16 protein-coding genes are annotated in these 16,229 nt (G+C 65.4%); 6 read left to right on the top strand and 10 right to left on the bottom strand.

Features of this window, described 5'->3' with window-relative positions; all coding sequences use genetic code 11:
* Nucleotides 1-76: 76 nt before the first annotated feature.
* Both AC6EUH_RS13510 and AC6EUH_RS13505 read right to left on the bottom strand, forming a co-directional pair.
* Nucleotides 77-550, bottom strand: a complete 474-nt coding sequence (locus AC6EUH_RS13510; protein ID WP_499738939.1) for an NUDIX hydrolase — start codon at nucleotides 548-550, stop codon at nucleotides 77-79.
* Nucleotides 547-1,185, bottom strand: coding sequence for a hypothetical protein (locus tag AC6EUH_RS13505; RefSeq protein ID WP_499738938.1), 639 nt, complete (start codon nucleotides 1,183-1,185; stop codon nucleotides 547-549). Before AC6EUH_RS13505 ends, AC6EUH_RS13510 begins: the two co-directional genes overlap by 4 nt.
* 190 nt (nucleotides 1,186-1,375) lie before the next feature.
* Here AC6EUH_RS13505 and AC6EUH_RS13500 point away from each other — a divergent pair, with 190 nt between their 5' ends.
* Nucleotides 1,376-2,584: an alanine racemase gene (locus AC6EUH_RS13500; RefSeq protein WP_499738937.1), complete on the top strand. Its 1,209-nt coding sequence runs from the start codon at nucleotides 1,376-1,378 to the stop codon at nucleotides 2,582-2,584.
* A 47-nt stretch (nucleotides 2,585-2,631) separates the two neighbouring features.
* Here AC6EUH_RS13500 and AC6EUH_RS13495 read toward each other — a convergent pair whose 3' ends face one another.
* Together AC6EUH_RS13495 and AC6EUH_RS13490 are read right to left on the bottom strand one after the other, a co-directional pair.
* Nucleotides 2,632-3,528 carry an MBL fold metallo-hydrolase gene (locus tag AC6EUH_RS13495; protein WP_499738936.1) on the bottom strand — a complete coding sequence of 299 codons (897 nt, stop codon included), beginning with the start codon at nucleotides 3,526-3,528 and terminating at the stop codon, nucleotides 2,632-2,634.
* Nucleotides 3,525-3,935 (bottom strand): winged helix-turn-helix transcriptional regulator, encoded by a 411-nt coding sequence (locus AC6EUH_RS13490; protein WP_056432080.1) that lies wholly within the window; start codon nucleotides 3,933-3,935, stop codon nucleotides 3,525-3,527. Before AC6EUH_RS13490 ends, AC6EUH_RS13495 begins: the two co-directional genes overlap by 4 nt.
* A 100-nt stretch (nucleotides 3,936-4,035) precedes the next feature.
* Here AC6EUH_RS13490 and AC6EUH_RS13485 point away from each other — a divergent pair, with 100 nt between their 5' ends.
* The 5 genes from AC6EUH_RS13485 (at nucleotide 4,036) to AC6EUH_RS13465 (ending at nucleotide 10,455) form a co-directional block, all read left to right on the top strand.
* A complete protein-coding gene (locus AC6EUH_RS13485; RefSeq protein ID WP_499738935.1) occupies nucleotides 4,036-4,902 on the top strand; it encodes an SDR family oxidoreductase in 867 nt (288 codons plus the stop codon).
* Nucleotides 4,903-5,289: 387 nt separating this feature from the next.
* Nucleotides 5,290-6,423 carry a hypothetical protein gene (locus AC6EUH_RS13480; RefSeq protein WP_499738934.1) on the top strand — a complete coding sequence of 378 codons (1,134 nt, stop codon included), beginning with the start codon at nucleotides 5,290-5,292 and terminating at the stop codon, nucleotides 6,421-6,423.
* 14 nt (nucleotides 6,424-6,437) lie between these two features.
* Nucleotides 6,438-8,171, top strand: a complete 1,734-nt coding sequence (locus AC6EUH_RS13475) for a SulP family inorganic anion transporter (RefSeq protein ID WP_499738933.1) — start codon at nucleotides 6,438-6,440, stop codon at nucleotides 8,169-8,171.
* 107 nt (nucleotides 8,172-8,278) lie between these two features.
* Nucleotides 8,279-9,874 carry an MFS transporter gene (locus AC6EUH_RS13470; RefSeq protein WP_056432085.1) on the top strand — a complete coding sequence of 532 codons (1,596 nt, stop codon included), beginning with the start codon at nucleotides 8,279-8,281 and terminating at the stop codon, nucleotides 9,872-9,874.
* 194 nt (nucleotides 9,875-10,068) lie between these two features.
* Nucleotides 10,069-10,455 carry an SHOCT domain-containing protein gene (locus AC6EUH_RS13465; protein ID WP_056432086.1) on the top strand — a complete coding sequence of 129 codons (387 nt, stop codon included), beginning with the start codon at nucleotides 10,069-10,071 and terminating at the stop codon, nucleotides 10,453-10,455.
* Nucleotides 10,456-10,543: 88 nt separating this feature from the next.
* Here AC6EUH_RS13465 and AC6EUH_RS13460 read toward each other — a convergent pair whose 3' ends face one another.
* The 6 genes from AC6EUH_RS13460 to AC6EUH_RS13435 form a co-directional block, all read right to left on the bottom strand.
* The gene (locus tag AC6EUH_RS13460; RefSeq protein WP_499738932.1) at nucleotides 10,544-11,209 is read right to left on the bottom strand and encodes a GAP family protein; all 666 of its coding nucleotides are present in this window, start codon (nucleotides 11,207-11,209) and stop codon (nucleotides 10,544-10,546) included.
* Between the two features lie 39 nt (nucleotides 11,210-11,248).
* Nucleotides 11,249-12,403 carry an AI-2E family transporter gene (locus AC6EUH_RS13455; RefSeq protein WP_056432088.1) on the bottom strand — a complete coding sequence of 385 codons (1,155 nt, stop codon included), beginning with the start codon at nucleotides 12,401-12,403 and terminating at the stop codon, nucleotides 11,249-11,251.
* A 158-nt stretch (nucleotides 12,404-12,561) separates the two neighbouring features.
* Nucleotides 12,562-12,948: an SHOCT domain-containing protein gene (locus tag AC6EUH_RS13450; RefSeq protein ID WP_056432089.1), complete on the bottom strand. Its 387-nt coding sequence runs from the start codon at nucleotides 12,946-12,948 to the stop codon at nucleotides 12,562-12,564.
* Nucleotides 12,949-13,044: 96 nt separating this feature from the next.
* Nucleotides 13,045-13,455, bottom strand: coding sequence for a hypothetical protein (locus tag AC6EUH_RS13445; protein WP_235500274.1), 411 nt, complete (start codon nucleotides 13,453-13,455; stop codon nucleotides 13,045-13,047).
* A gap of 193 nt (nucleotides 13,456-13,648) precedes the next feature.
* The gene (locus AC6EUH_RS13440; protein WP_499738931.1) at nucleotides 13,649-15,346 is read right to left on the bottom strand and encodes a Rid family detoxifying hydrolase; all 1,698 of its coding nucleotides are present in this window, start codon (nucleotides 15,344-15,346) and stop codon (nucleotides 13,649-13,651) included.
* Nucleotides 15,324-16,220 (bottom strand): dihydrodipicolinate synthase family protein, encoded by an 897-nt coding sequence (locus tag AC6EUH_RS13435; protein ID WP_499738930.1) that lies wholly within the window; start codon nucleotides 16,218-16,220, stop codon nucleotides 15,324-15,326. The genes AC6EUH_RS13440 and AC6EUH_RS13435 overlap by 23 nt, the downstream gene beginning before the upstream one ends.
* Between the last annotated feature and the right edge of the window lie 9 nt (nucleotides 16,221-16,229).

Here is a 16,229-nt window from a genome sequence, read left to right as displayed (position 1 = left end):
ACCCAAGGATGGCAGTCCTCCGCCGGGCCAGCAATGCCCCGCAGCTCTGAAAAGAGGCGTTTAGGACCGGCGGTCGTCAGTCGGCACGCCCCAGATGCTGCATGAGCGCGTCGAGGATCGGCAGTTGCCCGCTGACCAGCCGGCTGCGGGCAACTGCCTCACGATTCCACTCCGCGCCGTCGACCTCGGGGAAGTCCTGCACGGTTCCGGATCCCTTCGGCCACTCCAGAGCGAAGGTGTTGCTCTCGATCTTTTCGGGAGCAAAGTCGGTCTCGGCCGCGAAGACGGTGATGACCTTTCCCGACGGTTGCCGGAAGGCCCCCAGCGGGATGTAGTCGGCGGACGGCGCAGGAGTGCCCATTTCTTCGGCGAACTCCCGCTGGGCTGCAGCCAGGGGGTCCTCGTCGTCGAGGTATTCGCCCTTGGGAATCGACCAGGCCCGGGCATCCTTGCGCGCCCAGAACGGGCCGCCCATGTGCGCTATCCACACCTCCACGTCCCGTCCACCGCGCCGGCGGTAGAGCAGAATGCCCGCACTCCGGACGGTCATTGCCCGCCACCTGCCCCGGGGAGCCCGAAGTCCTGGTCCCCGCATCCTCCACCGGCGTCCAGAGCCGGGAGGAACTGGCGGTTCCGGATCCGCGACGGGCCAAATTCCACCGCCACCGGCTCGATGTCCCAGGGTCCGCGGTCCCTCGACTTGGGGCGGCCCACGGCGATGTGGGGTGTCCAGCGGGGGTACCGGAAACCCAAGGCCTGGGAGCTGAGGATGAAGTCATCGACATTGTCCACCAGCAGGGCGTCCAACAGTTCGTGCAGCGCCTTCACGAGGGAGACCTGGTAGTCCCGCACATGCTGCGGCACCTCCACTTCCAGGCCGCTCACGCGCCCGCCGCCCAGCAAGACCAGCCGTTCGGCTCGGGCGGCGAATCCTGCCAGTACCGGCAGCCCCTCCAGCCAGGCAACCGTGGTGCCGGCGGCGTTCCCGGCCGTCGTGCTGCCTTTGGTCCAGTCCGCGATGTCCCGGGCGAAGTCAGCCAGGACGCCGATGTGCAGCAGGGTGAGGTGAAGCCCTTGGGGCCGGCGCAGCGCATCGACGTAGTTGCCCAGTGCCTCGTAGTCCCCGGCCCCGGAGCCAACGCGGAGCACAGGCACCTCCACTGTGATGCGCGGAGCAGAATGCATCCGGACTCCTCCCGTCCGTGCGTACCGTTGGCTACCCGTGACATTATCCTCCCGGGACGGGCAGACGTGCGGTATTCCCGGCCAGCCGCGAAAGCGCGACATGACACAATCAACGCATCATTCACCGCGGATTGCCGCCGACGGATCCTTCAGGGCGGGCGGACCTGTCCCGTGACCACGAAGGAGCCTTGTGAGCAGCCCGATCCAACACCAGAGCGGACTCGCCGAGGACGCTGCGGCCATCCTGGCCACCGCGCCGGCGTATCCGCAATTACGGCTCAACAGTGAGGCCCTCGACAAGAACATCGAGGTGATGGCGGCCTGGTGCCGGCACCATGGCGTGGATCTTGCCCCGCATGTCAAGACAACCATGTCCGCACCGATCATCGCCCGCCAGGTGGCTTCCGGCGCCGTCGGAGTCACCGTCGCCACCGTGGACCAGGTTGCTACGGTATTGGACTGGGGGCACCGGCACGTCCTGGTTGCCAACCAGGTGGTCGATCGGTACGGCCTGATGCGCCTCCGCTCATGGCTGGAGGAAGATCCTGGCCGGGAGATCCGCTGCTTCGTGGATTCGGCGGCAGGCGTCGAGGCCGCGGCCCGGGTTTTTGCTCGGGCGGCCGTCAGCCTTGACGTGCTGATCGACGTCGGAACACCCGGGGGACGGACAGGAACCCGGAGCCTCCACGATGCCCTTCGCATCGCCGAACAGGTCCATGGCACGCCCGGCCTCCGGCTCGCCGGGGTTGCCGGCTACGAAGGCGTGGTGCCCAACAGCAGGGCGGAGGCCACCATCGAAGCCGTCGACCGGCACTGCCGGCTGGTGCGGGACGTGTATCTCGCAGCCGCGGAATATTTTGAGACCGCCGCGCCCATCTACTCCATGGGCGGGTCCGCGTTCCCGGACCGGGTTGTGGAGCACCTTCCCGACGACACCCTGGTGCCCGGTACCCGGAAGATCCTCCGGTCAGGCTGCTATGTCACGCATGATCACGGCACCTACGCCGCCGTCAGCCCGGTCCCGGGCCTCACTCCGGCAGTTTCGGTCCGGGCCGTGGTCTTGTCCGCCCCGGAAGAGGGCATGATCGTGGTCGGCGCCGGCAAACGGGACCTCGCCTACGACGCCGGACTGCCGGTCTTCCTGTCAGCCCGCACCGCGGACGGCGACGCCAGGGAAGGGGCAACCGCCGTGGTGCGCAACCTCTTCGACCATCACGTTGTCCTCACCGGGGCGAGCGGGCTGGAGGTCACGGATGTGGTCGACTTCGGGATATCCCACCCCTGCTCGGCCTTCGATCGCTGGCCTGAATACGTGGTCACCGACGGCAATGGACAGGCCATCGATGTGTGGCGCACGGACTTCCACCGTTCGTCCTTGGCCACGGTCCGGCCCGGCTGACTTGGCGCCGGTGAACTGGCGTCGCTGTCCGGGAATTCCGGACGGCGCTAACGGCCGAAGACCCTGAACAGGAGGAGACGGGCTGACTGGGCCGCGGCCTCCCGCCGGCAGGGCCCGTTCCAGATGATGAAGTTGGCGAACCGGTGGGCCCCGGGGCGGTCTGCGACCCGGGCGGCAGCGTCCCGGACGGTGTGGAGGTCCCGGACCGTCAGCGGGAGGGGGGCCTCGTCAGGGTGCCAGGTCGAGCCGAGCGGAAAATCCCGGAACGGCCGGGTGGACATCTCGATGTGGGCGCCAAGGACCACGGCGACAGGATGCGCGGCGCTGAAATCGCAGAGGGTGCGGAGCGACTCCTGAAAGGCCGGAAAGTCCTGTACATAGAGCCGGCCCGGGTAGACGGTGTCACCGGTGAGCAGTATGCCCGCACCTTCGTCGTAGATGGCGACGGCGGAAGGATGGTGCCCCGGCGTCGGGATGACCTCAAGCACCCGCCCGCCAAGGTCAAAGCGTGCCGCCCCCCGGGGCCAGCTGCCGATCCCGAAGAACGCGGCGACGTCCCCGGCCGAGTGTCCCACCACCCGGGTGTGGGCCCGGTCCGTGAACTGCCCGTCGCCGGCGACATGATCCCCGTGGGCGTGCGAGTGGGCAACGATGAGTTCGTAACCGTCCCGGGGATGCCCCTGCAGCCATTCCTCAATGAGTGTGTCGACGGTGGCCCGAAGCGGAAACCGGGTGGCGTCCGCCGTCGCACCCGTATCCAAGAGGAGGGCGCGCTCCTCACCGAACAGCAGGTAGAGGAACGGCGCTTCGAAGTTGTCCGCGATGCTCTGCCGGAGCAGGACCGTGTTTGGCGCGGCCCGGTGCACCTGGATCGGCGGCGCTGCGCTGCGCCGGCGGGAGCGCATCCCCGGGTACCAGCGCACGTCAAAATCAAGATCCGTCACGGCTCTACTATCGCAGTCACGGCTCCGGCGGATGGCCCGGCGTCGACGATTTCGCTGGCGTGCTCGGCTATCCAGGCCACCAGCGGGAGCAGCACGGACACAAGCTCGCGGCCCCGGTCGGTGAGGCTGTAGTCCACCCTGGGCGGGATCACCGGCTGGGCATCGCGACGGAGGAAACCGTCCCCTTCGAGAGTTTTGAGTGTTTGGGCGAGCATCTTCTCGCTGATGCCTTCCGCCCGGCGTCGAAGCTCGCTCCAACGCTGCGGGCCGTTCCACAGCGCCACCAGGATCAGTACGCCCCACTTGCTGGAGACGTGATCGAGGACCGTACGGCTGGGGCAGTTGGCGGGGAAGATGCCGTCCGCGCCCTGGAGAGCGGACTGGTCAGGTTCGGTACTTACCTTCATGCCAGTACCTTACTTCAAAGTGCGTACTCTCTTTTGGGAAGTAATGCCCTTTCGGTGCCGTTGGCATGGATGTCAGCATCCCCTTGGTGAAAGGACCATCATGACCATCGTTGTCACCGGCGCCACCGGACAGCTCGGACGCCTCGTCGTTGAAGCCCTACTCGATCAGAACGTGCCCGCGGGCCGGATCGTGGCCGCCGGCCGGGACCTGGGCAAGGTCGCGGACCTTGCCGACCGGGGCGTCCAGGTCCGGCAGATCGACTTCCAGGATCCGGACTCCCTGCGCCGGGCGTTCGCCGGTGCCAGCAAGGTGCTGCTGATCTCCGGCAGTGAGCACGGGAAACGCGTTGAGCAGCATCAGAACGCCATTACGGCAGCCAAAGATGCCGGCGTCGGGCTGATCACCTACACCAGCATTGCCAACGCCGACCACACGGACATGCAGTTGGCCGCCGAACACCAGGCTACGGAAGAGGCGCTGGTGGCGTCCGGGCTCCCGTTCGCACTGCTCCGCAACGGCTGGTACCTGGAGAATTACACCGACCAGCTGGGCACCTACCTTGAGCATGGCGCCGTACTGGGCAGCGCCGGTGACGGCCGGGTCAGCGCCGCCACCCGCGCCGACTACGCCCGCGCCGCCGCAGCCGTGCTGCTCCGCGACGACCAAGTCGGGAAGGTCTATGAACTCGGGGGCGACACGCCGTTCACCCTCAGCGAGCTCGCGGCGGAAGTCGGCGCCGCCGCAGGCCGGACGGTGACATACCAGGACCTGCCCGTCGGACAGTACACGGAGGTCCTAGTGGGTGCCGGGCTGCCGGCGGGCTACGCGGCCATCCTCGCGGACAGCGACCTGGGCATTGCCCGCGGCGAACTACTCGTCACTAGCGGGGACCTCAGCGCCCTTATCGGCCGGCGCGCAACATCCATGCGCGAGGCCGTGGTGGCCGCCGCTGCAAGCCGGCGCTAGGGGACAGTCCAAGGGGCCGACGACGGCTGGGGGAGAGAACCCCGGTCTCAGAGGGCTCTCAAGCGTCGCCGGCCCCGTCTCACACCGGACCCCCACGCTCCGGCAAGCAAAGTAGCCGGTCCAACACCCTGCTGAGTTCGGCAGCGGTGCGGACCTATTACTATTCAACACCCTGCGTGCCATATCTGGGAGAGAGACCTGATGTCCACCGCGTGGTTTGGGCGCGAAGGTTTCATCCTTGGCGGGTGACGGCACCCCGCCGAGGTGGTCATAGCGTAGGGGTACTCCGGAATGGAGCAGCCGACGTGGCACTTCGCCCTAGCAGGATGAAGGGCCGGTGACGGCGGCACTCGATGATCCTCAACCCCCGGGGAAGCGAAGTGAGCCATGTTTGCCCTGAAGAGAAACGCTGCAGTCACCTCAGAATCCCGGGCGCTCGTCATCGGCGGCGCAGGCTTTCTCATCCTCGGCATGATTGCGTTCCTGCTGGTGGGGCGTGAACCTGTTGCGTTGTCCGGACGGGGGTCGGTGGGCGACATCGCTGCGCTCGGGACGGCCGTCCTCGGCGCAGCAGCCGCGGTGATCGGGTCCCGGCAGCGGCAGGCGCATGACGCTCCGCCCGCCCCCGGCCGAGGCCGGACGCGCAACATCATTGACATCTCCGCGCTCGCGCTGGCCCATGCCTGCATCTTCCTGCTCGGCTGGCTGGCGCTGTTCTCAATCTTCCAGCGGGCGTTCGTGGGAGCAGTGCTGTATCCCCTGGCAGCGGCAATCCTCGTCGGGGTCACCGGAGCCATCAGTTCCTACATCGCGTACCTGTCGACAGTAACCATGAACGCCTACCGTCTCGCCGCGCTTCTCGCCGTATTCCTCGTCACGGGTGTCCTGACGAGCATGCTCACCGCAGAAGACCCGCAGTGGTGGCAGGAAAACCTCAGTGCCCTCGGCATGAGCTCCGGCGTCTCCGGGGTGGCGTTCAATCTCACGCTGATCGTCGCCGGCGTTGTGGTCACAACCCTGGCCGGATACTCCACGAGGACGCTCGAAGCGACGGCGAAGACAGCGCCCGCGCGGCGCCGGGTGCGGCACCTGGAAGGCGGCATCGTCCTCATCGGCATCCTCCTCGCCTGTGTGGGGCTGTTTCCGGTCGACGAACAGTTCTGGCTCCACACCGCGGCGGCGTCCGGCATGGTGGTGGTGTTCGGAACCCTGATCGTCCGCATGCGTTCGCTGGTTCCCTCGATCCCGGCGACGTTCAATCTGCTGGGGCTGGTGTTCCTGGCGGTCATCGCCTTCGCCGTGCTGATGTACTTCCCGGTCGGCTACTACAACCTCACCGCCGTGGAGCTCATCGCGGCCTCGCTGGTCTTCGCCTGGCTGATCGTCCTGATCCGCAACCTGGCCGCCGTCGACGCCGACCAGCTCGCCGCCAGCGCGCCGGCCCGCCCCGTGTTCCAACGCACTGATACCGCCGCCCAAACTGCGGCGCCCGGAACGGATAAGACCGCCGCGGACTCCTGATCGGAAGGCGTTAGGTGGAACAAGGCAAGAAGAAGCCGCAGCGAGGGCGCCTGACGGGGTTGCCCATCCTTGGCCAGCTCCGCACCTACAACCGCACGTGGCTGAGGGGCGACATAATCGCCGGGGTGACTGTCGCGGCGCTGATCGTTCCCAAGAATCTGGGGTACGCCGGGATCGCGGGCATCCCGCTGCAAAACGGCCTGTACGCTGCGGCCGCCGGCGCGATCGTGTACGGGGTCCTGGGTTCCTGCCGGCAGATCTCGATGGGCCCCAGCTCAGGACTGGCGGCCGTCGCCGCGAGCGCCGTGCTCGCTGCCGGCATCACCAACGAGCAGGATGTCGCCTCATTTGTCGCGGGCATCACCCTCGCTTCCGGGATCCTGTTCCTACTCCTTGCCGTCCTCAGGATGGGATGGATCGCCCAGTTCCTCTCGCGGGCCGTGGTCACCGGGTTCCTCTTCGGCGCGGCGATCGACGTCGTTATCGGGGAGCTCCCGAAACTGACCGGGACCGACGTCACCGGATCCAATCCGATCCAGGAACTGCGGTCATGGCTTGGGACCCTGGGCGAGGCGCACCTGACCACCGTGCTGGTGGGTGTCATCGCGCTGGCCGTGGTTTTCGGACTGAAGGCGATTGCGCCCACGGTCCCCGGAGCCCTGGTCCTTGTGGTGGGCGGGTTGCTGGCGGCGGCCGTGTTCGATCTTGGCGCCAAGGGGGTGGCCCTGGTAGGTGACGTGCCCAGCGGGCTGCCGTCGCCCGAGATCCCCGACGGTCAGCTGATGTGGGACAACGTGGAAACCGTCGCGCTAGCGGCGGTGGCGCTGGTCCTGATCGGGTTTTCGCAGACGGCGGGGGACGCGCGGGCGTTCGCCGCCAAGCACCGCTACCAGATAGACATCAACCAGGAGTCCATTGCCCAGGCATTTGCCAACATGGCTGCGGGCCTTTTCAAGGGGATGCCCGTCTCGACGAGCCTGTCAGCGAGTTCGCTCAACGACCACTCCGGAGCGAAGACCGGACTGGCCTCCCTCACCTCCGGAGTCACCGTCCTGCTCACACTGCTGTTCCTGGCGCCGCTGTTCTCGATCCTCCCCAAGCCGGTGCTTGCGGCGCTCATCATCGAGGCCGTTGTGATGGGCATGATGAACGTGCCGGAGATGCGGCGGCTGGCCCGGGTGCAAAAGTTTGATTTCTGGATTGCCATCGCAGCCATTGCCGGCACCCTGATCTTCGGAGTGCTGGCGGGAGTCATCATCGGAATCGGGCTTTCGCTCATCTGGCTGGTCGGGGTGGCCACGCACCCGCAGATGCCCGTCCTCGGTCGGGAACGGGGCACCCAGGTCTTCCGCGAAGTGGATGACCACCCCGGTGACGAGGTGATTCCCGGCGTGGCGGTCATCCGGTTCGACGGCGGTCTCTTCTTCGCCACCGCCGACGCCCTGGAGGACCGTCTGCGCGACATCATCCAGTCAACGCACGGGATCACCGGCATCGTGTTGGACTGCGCAGGGATCAACTTCGTCGACTCCCAAGGCACAGCAAAAATGGCGGAAATTGTGAAACTTACGCGCGAGGCCGGCGTCAACCTGCGCCTTGCCCGGCTGAAACCCGCGGTCCGGGCAACCCTGGCCCGGGACGGCGTGATAGAACGCATGGGCGAGGGCATGATCCACGGCAACATCTTCCGGGCCGTGGAGGCCGAACAGTCCGCCGTCGAACGGCGCCGTGAAGACAAGCCTGAATAGGCGGGGGCCGCCCGGCGGCAACCTCATGCCCCGGGAATGATTTGCCCACCACGTGCCATGGCTAGTTTTGGGGGTAGCACGCCCTTCGAGCAGGGAGACGATGGCAGATGAACCCACCCCAAGGCGGCGACACCCAGGCGGAACCGTTCAATAGCAGACTCGCCCTGCTGTTGGCCATGGCGATGTTTGTGCTGGTCGTCGACACCTCGATCATGAATGTCTCGATCTCTGCGGTGGTGCAGGACATCGACTCGACTGTCAGCGGCCTCCAGTCGGCGATCGCGCTCGAGGCGCTGGTCTCCGCCGCCTTCATCTTGATCGGCGGAAAAGTCGGCGACCTGATCGGGCGCAAGCGCGCCTATGTGATCGGGCTCGTCTGCTACGCCGTCGGTGCCATATCCATGACGTTGGCGCAGAGCCTGCTCCCGATCATCATCTTCTGGGCCGTGATCGGCGGGCTTGGTGCCTCGCTCCTGCTGCCGGCCATGCAGTCCCTCATCCACGGAAATTTCGAGGGCGCGGCTCAGAAGCGGGTCTATGCCCTGGTGGGCGCCTCGGCTGCGATTGCCGCCGCAGTGGGGCCCCTGCTCGGCGGGTTTATTACCACGTTCTTGTCCTGGCGCGTCGCCTTTATGCTGGAGGCCGTCATCATTGCGGTGGTGCTGTCCGGCATCAAACTGGTTCATGATGTCCCGTATGTGGGGCCCCGGTCGTTGGATCTCTTCGGGTCACTGCTGTCCATTGTCGGCATGGGCGGGATCGTGCTTGGCATTCTGGTCTGGCAGGAGGGGGGCGAAGCGGTGGGTGCCCTCCTGGCCGTCGGTGCGGTCGGGCTGGGCGGCCTGATCTACTGGCTCGTCAGGCGCAAACGCCAAGGCAAGGCGGCACTGCTGGATCCGGATTTGTTCCAGTCGAAAGCCTTCCGCTTTGGTGCCACGGGGCAAATGCTTCAGCAGGTCGCGCTCGGCGGCACCATGATCGTGCTGCCCATCTACCTTCAGATGGTGCTCGGATACAACGCCATGCAGGCAGGGTTGTCCATCGCCCCCCTGTCGCTGACCATGTTCGCGGTCGCAATGCTTGCCGGCAAGAGGGCCGGGACGCGCCGTCCTGCCAGTCTTATACGGTGGGGTTTCCTGCTCTTGATCGTGGGCCTGGTAGTGCTTATTCCGATCGTGCCACGCGCGGACTCGGGCTGGTGGCTCCTGGTGCCGCTGATCATTTCGGGATGCGGCCTGGGGCTGCTGGTGTCCCAGCTCAACAACTACACTCTGTCCCCGATTTCCGACGAGCGGGTCAGCGAGGCTGCAAGCGTCAACTCGGCCTCAGGGTCGTTCGGTTTGTCCCTTGGGCTCGCGTTCGCCGGCGGCATCATGTTGGCCTCGCTCTCGACGATCTTTATCGGCATGGCTACGTCCAGCACGGTTCTTGCGCCAGACCAGCAACAGCAGGTCTCGCAGACCCTGGAACAGGACGCGCAGGTGATGAGCGATGCGCAGCTTGAGGAACTCCTCGCCGGCCAAACGGAGGAAGTGAGTGACGAGATCATCCGGATCAACACGGAAGCGCGGCCCCTGGCCCTCCAGATCGCCCTGGTAGTTCCGATCCTGGCCGGCCTGGCCGGGCTGTTCACGTCCTTCCGCATGATGAGACTTCCGGATCCCAAAGCGTCCGGTGCCGGGGAGGGCGCAATTCTGGGGTGACATTTGCAGACCGCAAAGTCCCCTGGATTTCACCCCCGGCGGATGAGGAAGTCACTGGCGCCCGGGACAGAGAATGCTTGTACCTGCCAGTGGTCAGGCTGCCAGTCCACGACCCAGACCTGCAGTTAGTTCCATTCCCACCAAAGGCCGCGTACCCGTACAAAAGCCGCATCAACTGAAAGTAGGGAAGCCACATGAGTTTCTGGGAGAACTTTTGGGATATTTTCTGGTGGTTCATTTATGTCTACGCATTTTTCGCCTTCCTGTTCGCGCTGTTCGTCATCATCAGTGACATATTCCGGGACAAACAGCTAAACGGCTGGTTGAAAGCCGTCTGGCTCGTATTTCTCGCGTTCCTGCCGTTCCTGAGTGTGCTGGTGTACCTCATTGCCCGCGGCAAGGGCTTGACCGAAAGGGCTGCTGAACGGGCACGCCAGAACCGGGAAGCCACCAACGCCTACATACGCGAGGCCGCCGCGGCGAGCCCAACCGAGGAGATTGCCAAAGCCAAGGCACTCCTGGACGCCGGAACCATCAGCCCTGCCGAGTTTGAAAGGATCAAGAGCAGCGTGCTGGTCTGACATCGCAGCAATAACGAAGCAGGAGCGCCCCGGCGATCTTTATCGCCGGGGCGCTCCTGCTTCAGTCACAGCTGGAAGCAGAATTCGTTCACAGCTGGAAGATCGAGTAGCCGATAATGAATATCCCGATTGTCAGTGTTGCGATCGCGGCAATCGTCTGCCCGTTCCGCTGCATCCACGTGTAGAGCGCCGTCAGCGGCACTTCGGCCCGCTCCGGGGACTTCAGCCATACGGCGATCGGCACGACAACGGCTGACTGGGTCACAACGGCGTAGGCGAGGACCAGCAGGATTCCTTGGAACAATGGCGGTTCCCGTACGCTGATCACCGCACCCGCCGCGACGGCGAGCAGGAGGGCCTTGGGGCGCAGGTTCAGGCCCAGGCCCAGGACGACGAACTCCCACGGGCGCGCGGACTGGAACCTCGTCTTGAGTTTGCCGACAACCGCACTGTCCGTCTGACTTCTGTGCCAGAAGAGGTAGATGGCGTAGCCAATGAGCAGAACGCCGACCACCAGGCCAATCTGTGCCAGCAATTCGTCCTGTCTCAGCCTCGGCCGGCCAGGCAGGAGCTGCAGCCCGACGGCCGAAAGGCCGACAACCACGATCGATCCGGCGACACTGCCGATCAGGAAGGGCAGTGCACCGCGGCGTGGATCGGGGGAGAGCAGGATCATGATGGTGATGCTCACGGGCACAGTGCTGATGGCCCCTGCGAGGGCGAACAGCATCAGGCTCGTGACGATGCTCAGCACCTGGCGGTCACCCGGCCTGCACAATCACCCGACGGCATGTCATGCCTTCGGTGTGCTGCCGGTGTCCGGGTTGCCGGAGCCCCGCCGTGCCCGGCGCGCGCGAATCGCATCGTCTTCCTGCTTGAGGATGACCTCGAGGTCCTTCTTGTCACCGGTCAAGGGCCGCCACCACGCGATGGTCGGGTCGGAGTCGAGGAGGATGGTGCGGGAAAGGAGTGTGAGGGGCACTGCGAGGACGGCGCCGACAGGTCCCAGGATGACGGCCCAGAACAGCACCGAGGCGAAGGTTATGGTCTCACTGAGGGCCACCGCATTGCCGACGTACTTAGGCTGGACGATGGACTGAATGACCGTGTTGATCCCGCCGTAGAAGACAATCACGGCGACAACAGTGGGCCACCCGCCGGTGAGGAACCCGAAAAACAGTGGCGGGACGATCGCAATGAAGTAGCCAATGTTCGGAATGAAGCTGCAAATGAAGGAGAGCAAACCCCACAGCAGGGCGCCGGGAACCTGCAGGATGGTCAGGAGGAGCCAGTTAAAGAGTCCCTGGGCTACCCCCAGGACGGTGGTGGCCACCATGTACCGGCGGACTCCGCGCCCAAAGTCGTTGAACGCGGTGACCATGTCCGGCCGGTGGTAATTCAGATGTGTCAGCACGGCCGGCATCCGCGAGCCATCCACCCCCATGAGGATCAGCATCGTCAGGATGACCACCAGGCTGCCCACTATGCTCGTGATGTTTCCCAGGACTCCGCCAAGGAAGCTGATCAGTCGGCCGGGAGTGAACCCCTGCAGGACGGCCTGTGTCTGCTCCGGGCCGAACCCGACTGATTCCAGCAGCGCGGTAACGGAGGCGCCCAGCTGGGCGAGCTCCGGAGCATACTGCGGCAAGAGTGCGGAGAACTGGGCGAGCGAGGCAAAGAGTATAACGGCGAAGCCCGTCAGCAACGCAAAAACTGCTGCGATGGTGGTCCCGGTAGCGATTCCCCGGGGCACTCCGCGCCCCTGCATCCAGCGCCGCAGGGGATGGACGCAGAGAGTGAGGACAAACGCAAAGAAGACGGGGATGACAATTCCCCGCATGGCGGCCAGTCCGAAAGCCACTACAGCCGCGCAGGCCAAGGTGAGCAGGATGATGGCGGAGCGGGGGAGGACAGGACGTGGATACGACTCCGCTGGTTCCGGCCCCATGGAGCCCTCCTTCGTTCGCGTTGGAAATAGTCTAGGGTCGCGGCGGCCCTCCTTAGTAGGGACCGCGCGGCGCCCTCCGCTTCCGGCCGGACCGACCGCTTGTGTCCGCTGCGTTGACGAGGTAATCGTTCAAGGTGATGGCGGCGTCGATGGTGTCTTTAGGTTGTGACCCTGCTCTTGATCCTTTGAAACTCGTCAGGGCTGATGGTTCCGGCGTCCAGGAGGGCCTTGGCCTTGGAGATTTCCTCGGTCGGGCTCGCGGTAGCGACCTCGCGGATATATGAGTCTGCGGCTTCTTGGTCTCGCCGGGCGCGTTTCATGGACCGCTCGGCCATGCCCTTGCCGCGGGCGATCATGTACACCAGCAGCGTCAGGAAGGGTACGAACGCCAGGAAAACGATCCAGACGGCCTTCCACCAGCCGTTCAGCTCGTGGTCACGAAAGATGTCGGCAATGACGATGAACAACGCATAAAGAAAAGCGAAGAGCGCATAGACGACGAAAAACCACCAGAATATGTCCCAAAAGTTTTCCCAGAAACTCATTTTGGCTTCCCTGCTTTCGATTGATGCGGCATTGTCCGTAAACGCAGCCTGGGTTTAATTCAGTTCACCGGCCGGTTTTCCGGGGAGCTCCGGAACTTAGCACTGGACCTCCGTCGCGAGATCGCTCAGGGCGGCCTGGACGTTTGCTGCTTCGTCCCGCAGGGAGGCGGCTGCTTCGGTCAGCGTGGCATCGTCGGGAACGTCGTTGACGGCGGCAGTGAACCGCGCTTCCGCTGATGTAACGGCGTCCACACGTTCTTTGGCCGCACTGCCTGTTGCCGCGACCAGCTCGTCATAGGTCTTCACCACCTGGTCCCGGGCGGCCCGGATCTGGTCCACCGTGGCCCCTGGTTTGAGAGTGTCTTTGAAACTTGTCAGCGCGTCGGCAAAAGCATCGGCAGCGGCGCACGCCGGCGAAACGGACGGTGCCGGGCTGGACGTGCCGGCCGGCGGGCTCGGGGTGCTGCAACCGGCGAGCAGCAAGAGTGCTGCTCCGAGTGCGGACAACCGTACGAGCATTGGGCGTGTTCCCGACATTCAGGGCCCCCTCTCGGAAGGTCATTCTCGTGGCAGCCCAATCACCGCCAGATAACACCATCGTTGGCCTCGAACCTTGGGCGCACCTCACCCGCCGGGGGTGATAAAGGGGCGAGCGGTCGTGGCCGGGGAGTGAGCGTATCGAGGTGAACGTGCGCTTCGATCACCCCACGCGGCGCATCGCCTGCAGTTCGATCTCGACGCGCGCCCTGAGCGGGAGCCCTGCGACGGCGACCGTAGTGCGCGCGGGATACTGGCCGTCGAAATACCTCGCGTACACGGCGTTCATCGCTGCGAAGTCGTCCATGTCGACGAGGAAGACATTGACCTTGACTACATCGCGCCAGCTGCTGCCGGCCGCCTCGAGGACGAGGCCGAGGTTGTCGAAGACGCGTGCCGTCTGCTCCTCGATGCCACCGCTGACCAGCTGACCGGTCTCCGGGTCGATGGGCGTCTGACCCGAGAGGAACAGCAGGCCATTCGGTAGACCGCATGCATGGGAGTAGGGGCCCACGGGCGCCGGGGCGCTCTCGGCCATCACATAGGTCGGTTCCATCGCTGAGGTCCTCTCCATCGGCGGACACGCGCTGGCGGAGCGTACCGGCCGGGGACCCGATGCCACGGCCGTCCGCTCGATGATTTTCAGTCTACTGCCGGCGCGGATGCCGCGAGATCCCAGCCGTCCAGCACCTGCTCGGATCGCAGCACTCACTATGTGGCGTGGTTTTGCCAGCGTTTTTTGGCGTGCGTCTGGTGCGCTCGCCCCGGCGGATCCCGCCGCGATCTTGAGTGCGCCTACCCAGATGAAGATTTGGCCGCGGGCCTCGATGGGTGCGTATTCGCTGCGCGCGGCGAGGGTTGCCGCGAAGAACATTGCGTTTGCGATCCCTGCCAGGCAAAAGGCAATGAGGGAAGTGGGGAATGTCGGAGTCAGCATTACGAGTATCAGCGTTGCAGCGACTAGTGCGGCAAGGGAGCTCATGAGAGGGTCTGCGTCGCTGCGAAGGGGCCGGACCATGAGCGTTGCTGATCCGAGGAGATTTCCTATCCCGTAGGCCGCCACCAGTGTTCCTGCGGCTGCGGCCCCGCCGAGCGCGGGGGCTGTTGCGACGGCGTAGATCGGTAATACCGCGACCGAGAATGCGACGGTCACGGTGAGCCCGAGTGTGCGGCGCAGCGGGCCGCGTTTCCATATGAGTCTCAGTGTTCGTCCGGGCGATGGCACGTCGACTGCCTTGTCGAGTGGCTCTTGCTTGGGGAGTGCGAGGACGGCTCCCGCACCTACGATGGCGGCTCGGGCCAGGACCAGTGTCGCGGTGAGTGCGTCGGCGGCTGCCGCGATCCACGCCACTGCTGCGGGGCCGAGGGTGCCGCTAAGCCCGTAGCTTGCGACGTCCCAGCTTTGTGCTCTGCGTTGGCTGCGCTGCTCGGGCCCGGCGATGGAGGGCAGGCGGCTGCTGATTCCGCCGGTGAGCATCGGCCCGAAGATTCCGGAGGCGAAGAGCAGCATGGCTGGCCAGACCGGCCAGGCGATTGGCAGGAGCAGTGCTGCAGCACCGAGCAGCACGCCGTGGAGGACAGCGGAGGATGCGATCACTTTGCGCCCGTCGCGGGCTGTATCGAGGCGTCGTGCGATGAACGGCCCGAACAGGTGGGGCGCTGTGATTGATGCTCCCAGGAGTCCGGCCAGCCAGCCCGGCATCCCGCAGGCGTGGGCGAGCAGCACGATGGCGACTACTGCACCGCCGTCGGCGCTGCGAACCAAGGTTGCGGCGAAGACGTAGCGGACCAGCGCCCCGGCCCGGCGGTCCTTCCTGGGTGGAACGCCGAGGCCGGCGCTACGGGGTGAGGCCGAGCTCATCGACAATCCTGGACACACGGGCACGCTGCTTCCCGGTTAGTCCTTGGAGGGGAAGCGGCAGGCACGATGGTGATGCCAGTCCGAGCTGTTCCGCTAGTGCCGCAACGACACGGATGCTCCCGCCAAGTTCGGCAAATAACTGCCACAACGGTGCAAGCCGTTCGGACTCGGCGGAGGCTTCGGAGACCCGCCCTTCCAGGGCAGCCCTGGTGATCCGCATCGCCAGGGCGGGCATAGTGCCGCCGATGACCGAGTACCAGGCATCGCAGCCGGCGGCCAGTCCCGCGGCGGCCTTGGCGTCACCGGAAACTCCGATGGTCACGTGCGCAGGGACGGCTGCCCGGATTTCCTGAACCCGCGCCTTTGCCTGCTCCGGATCGGCCGGGACGCCCGGGATTTTGATGGAAGCGATACCGGGCAGTTCCGCGATGCGTCCGTAAAGCTCGTTCGTGAACGTGAAATGGGTGGTGCCGGGGTTGTCATAGACGATGACGGGCAGCGACGAGCCCGCGGTGACGGTCCGGAACAGTTCGAACACGTCGTCTTCGGTCAGGGGCTGATAGGTCATCGGAGCAAGCAGCAGCCCGGAAGCTCCCGCCTGTTCCGCCTTTTCAGCGTTCGCGAGGACGTGTGAGGTCCGCAAGGCACCGACACCAATGAACACCGGTGTTTCGCCGGCGTGTTCGACGGCGAGACGGGCCACACGGCTTCGTTCCTCGCTGCTCAGGTAGGCATACGAGCCGGTGGAACCGAGTGCGGTGATGGAGTCGACTTTCGCCTCCGTGAGCCGTTCGACCAGGCGCACGAAGGCATGCTCGTCAACAGCATCATCGGCCAGAGGGGTCAGGGGGAAGGCGCTCAAGCCGGTGAACATGGGTATAAC

The sequence above is a fragment of the Arthrobacter sp. 001422645 genome, assembly GCF_059816125.1.
Note: the sequence above shows the minus strand (reverse complement) of the source record. Positions and strands in the feature narration are given on the sequence as shown.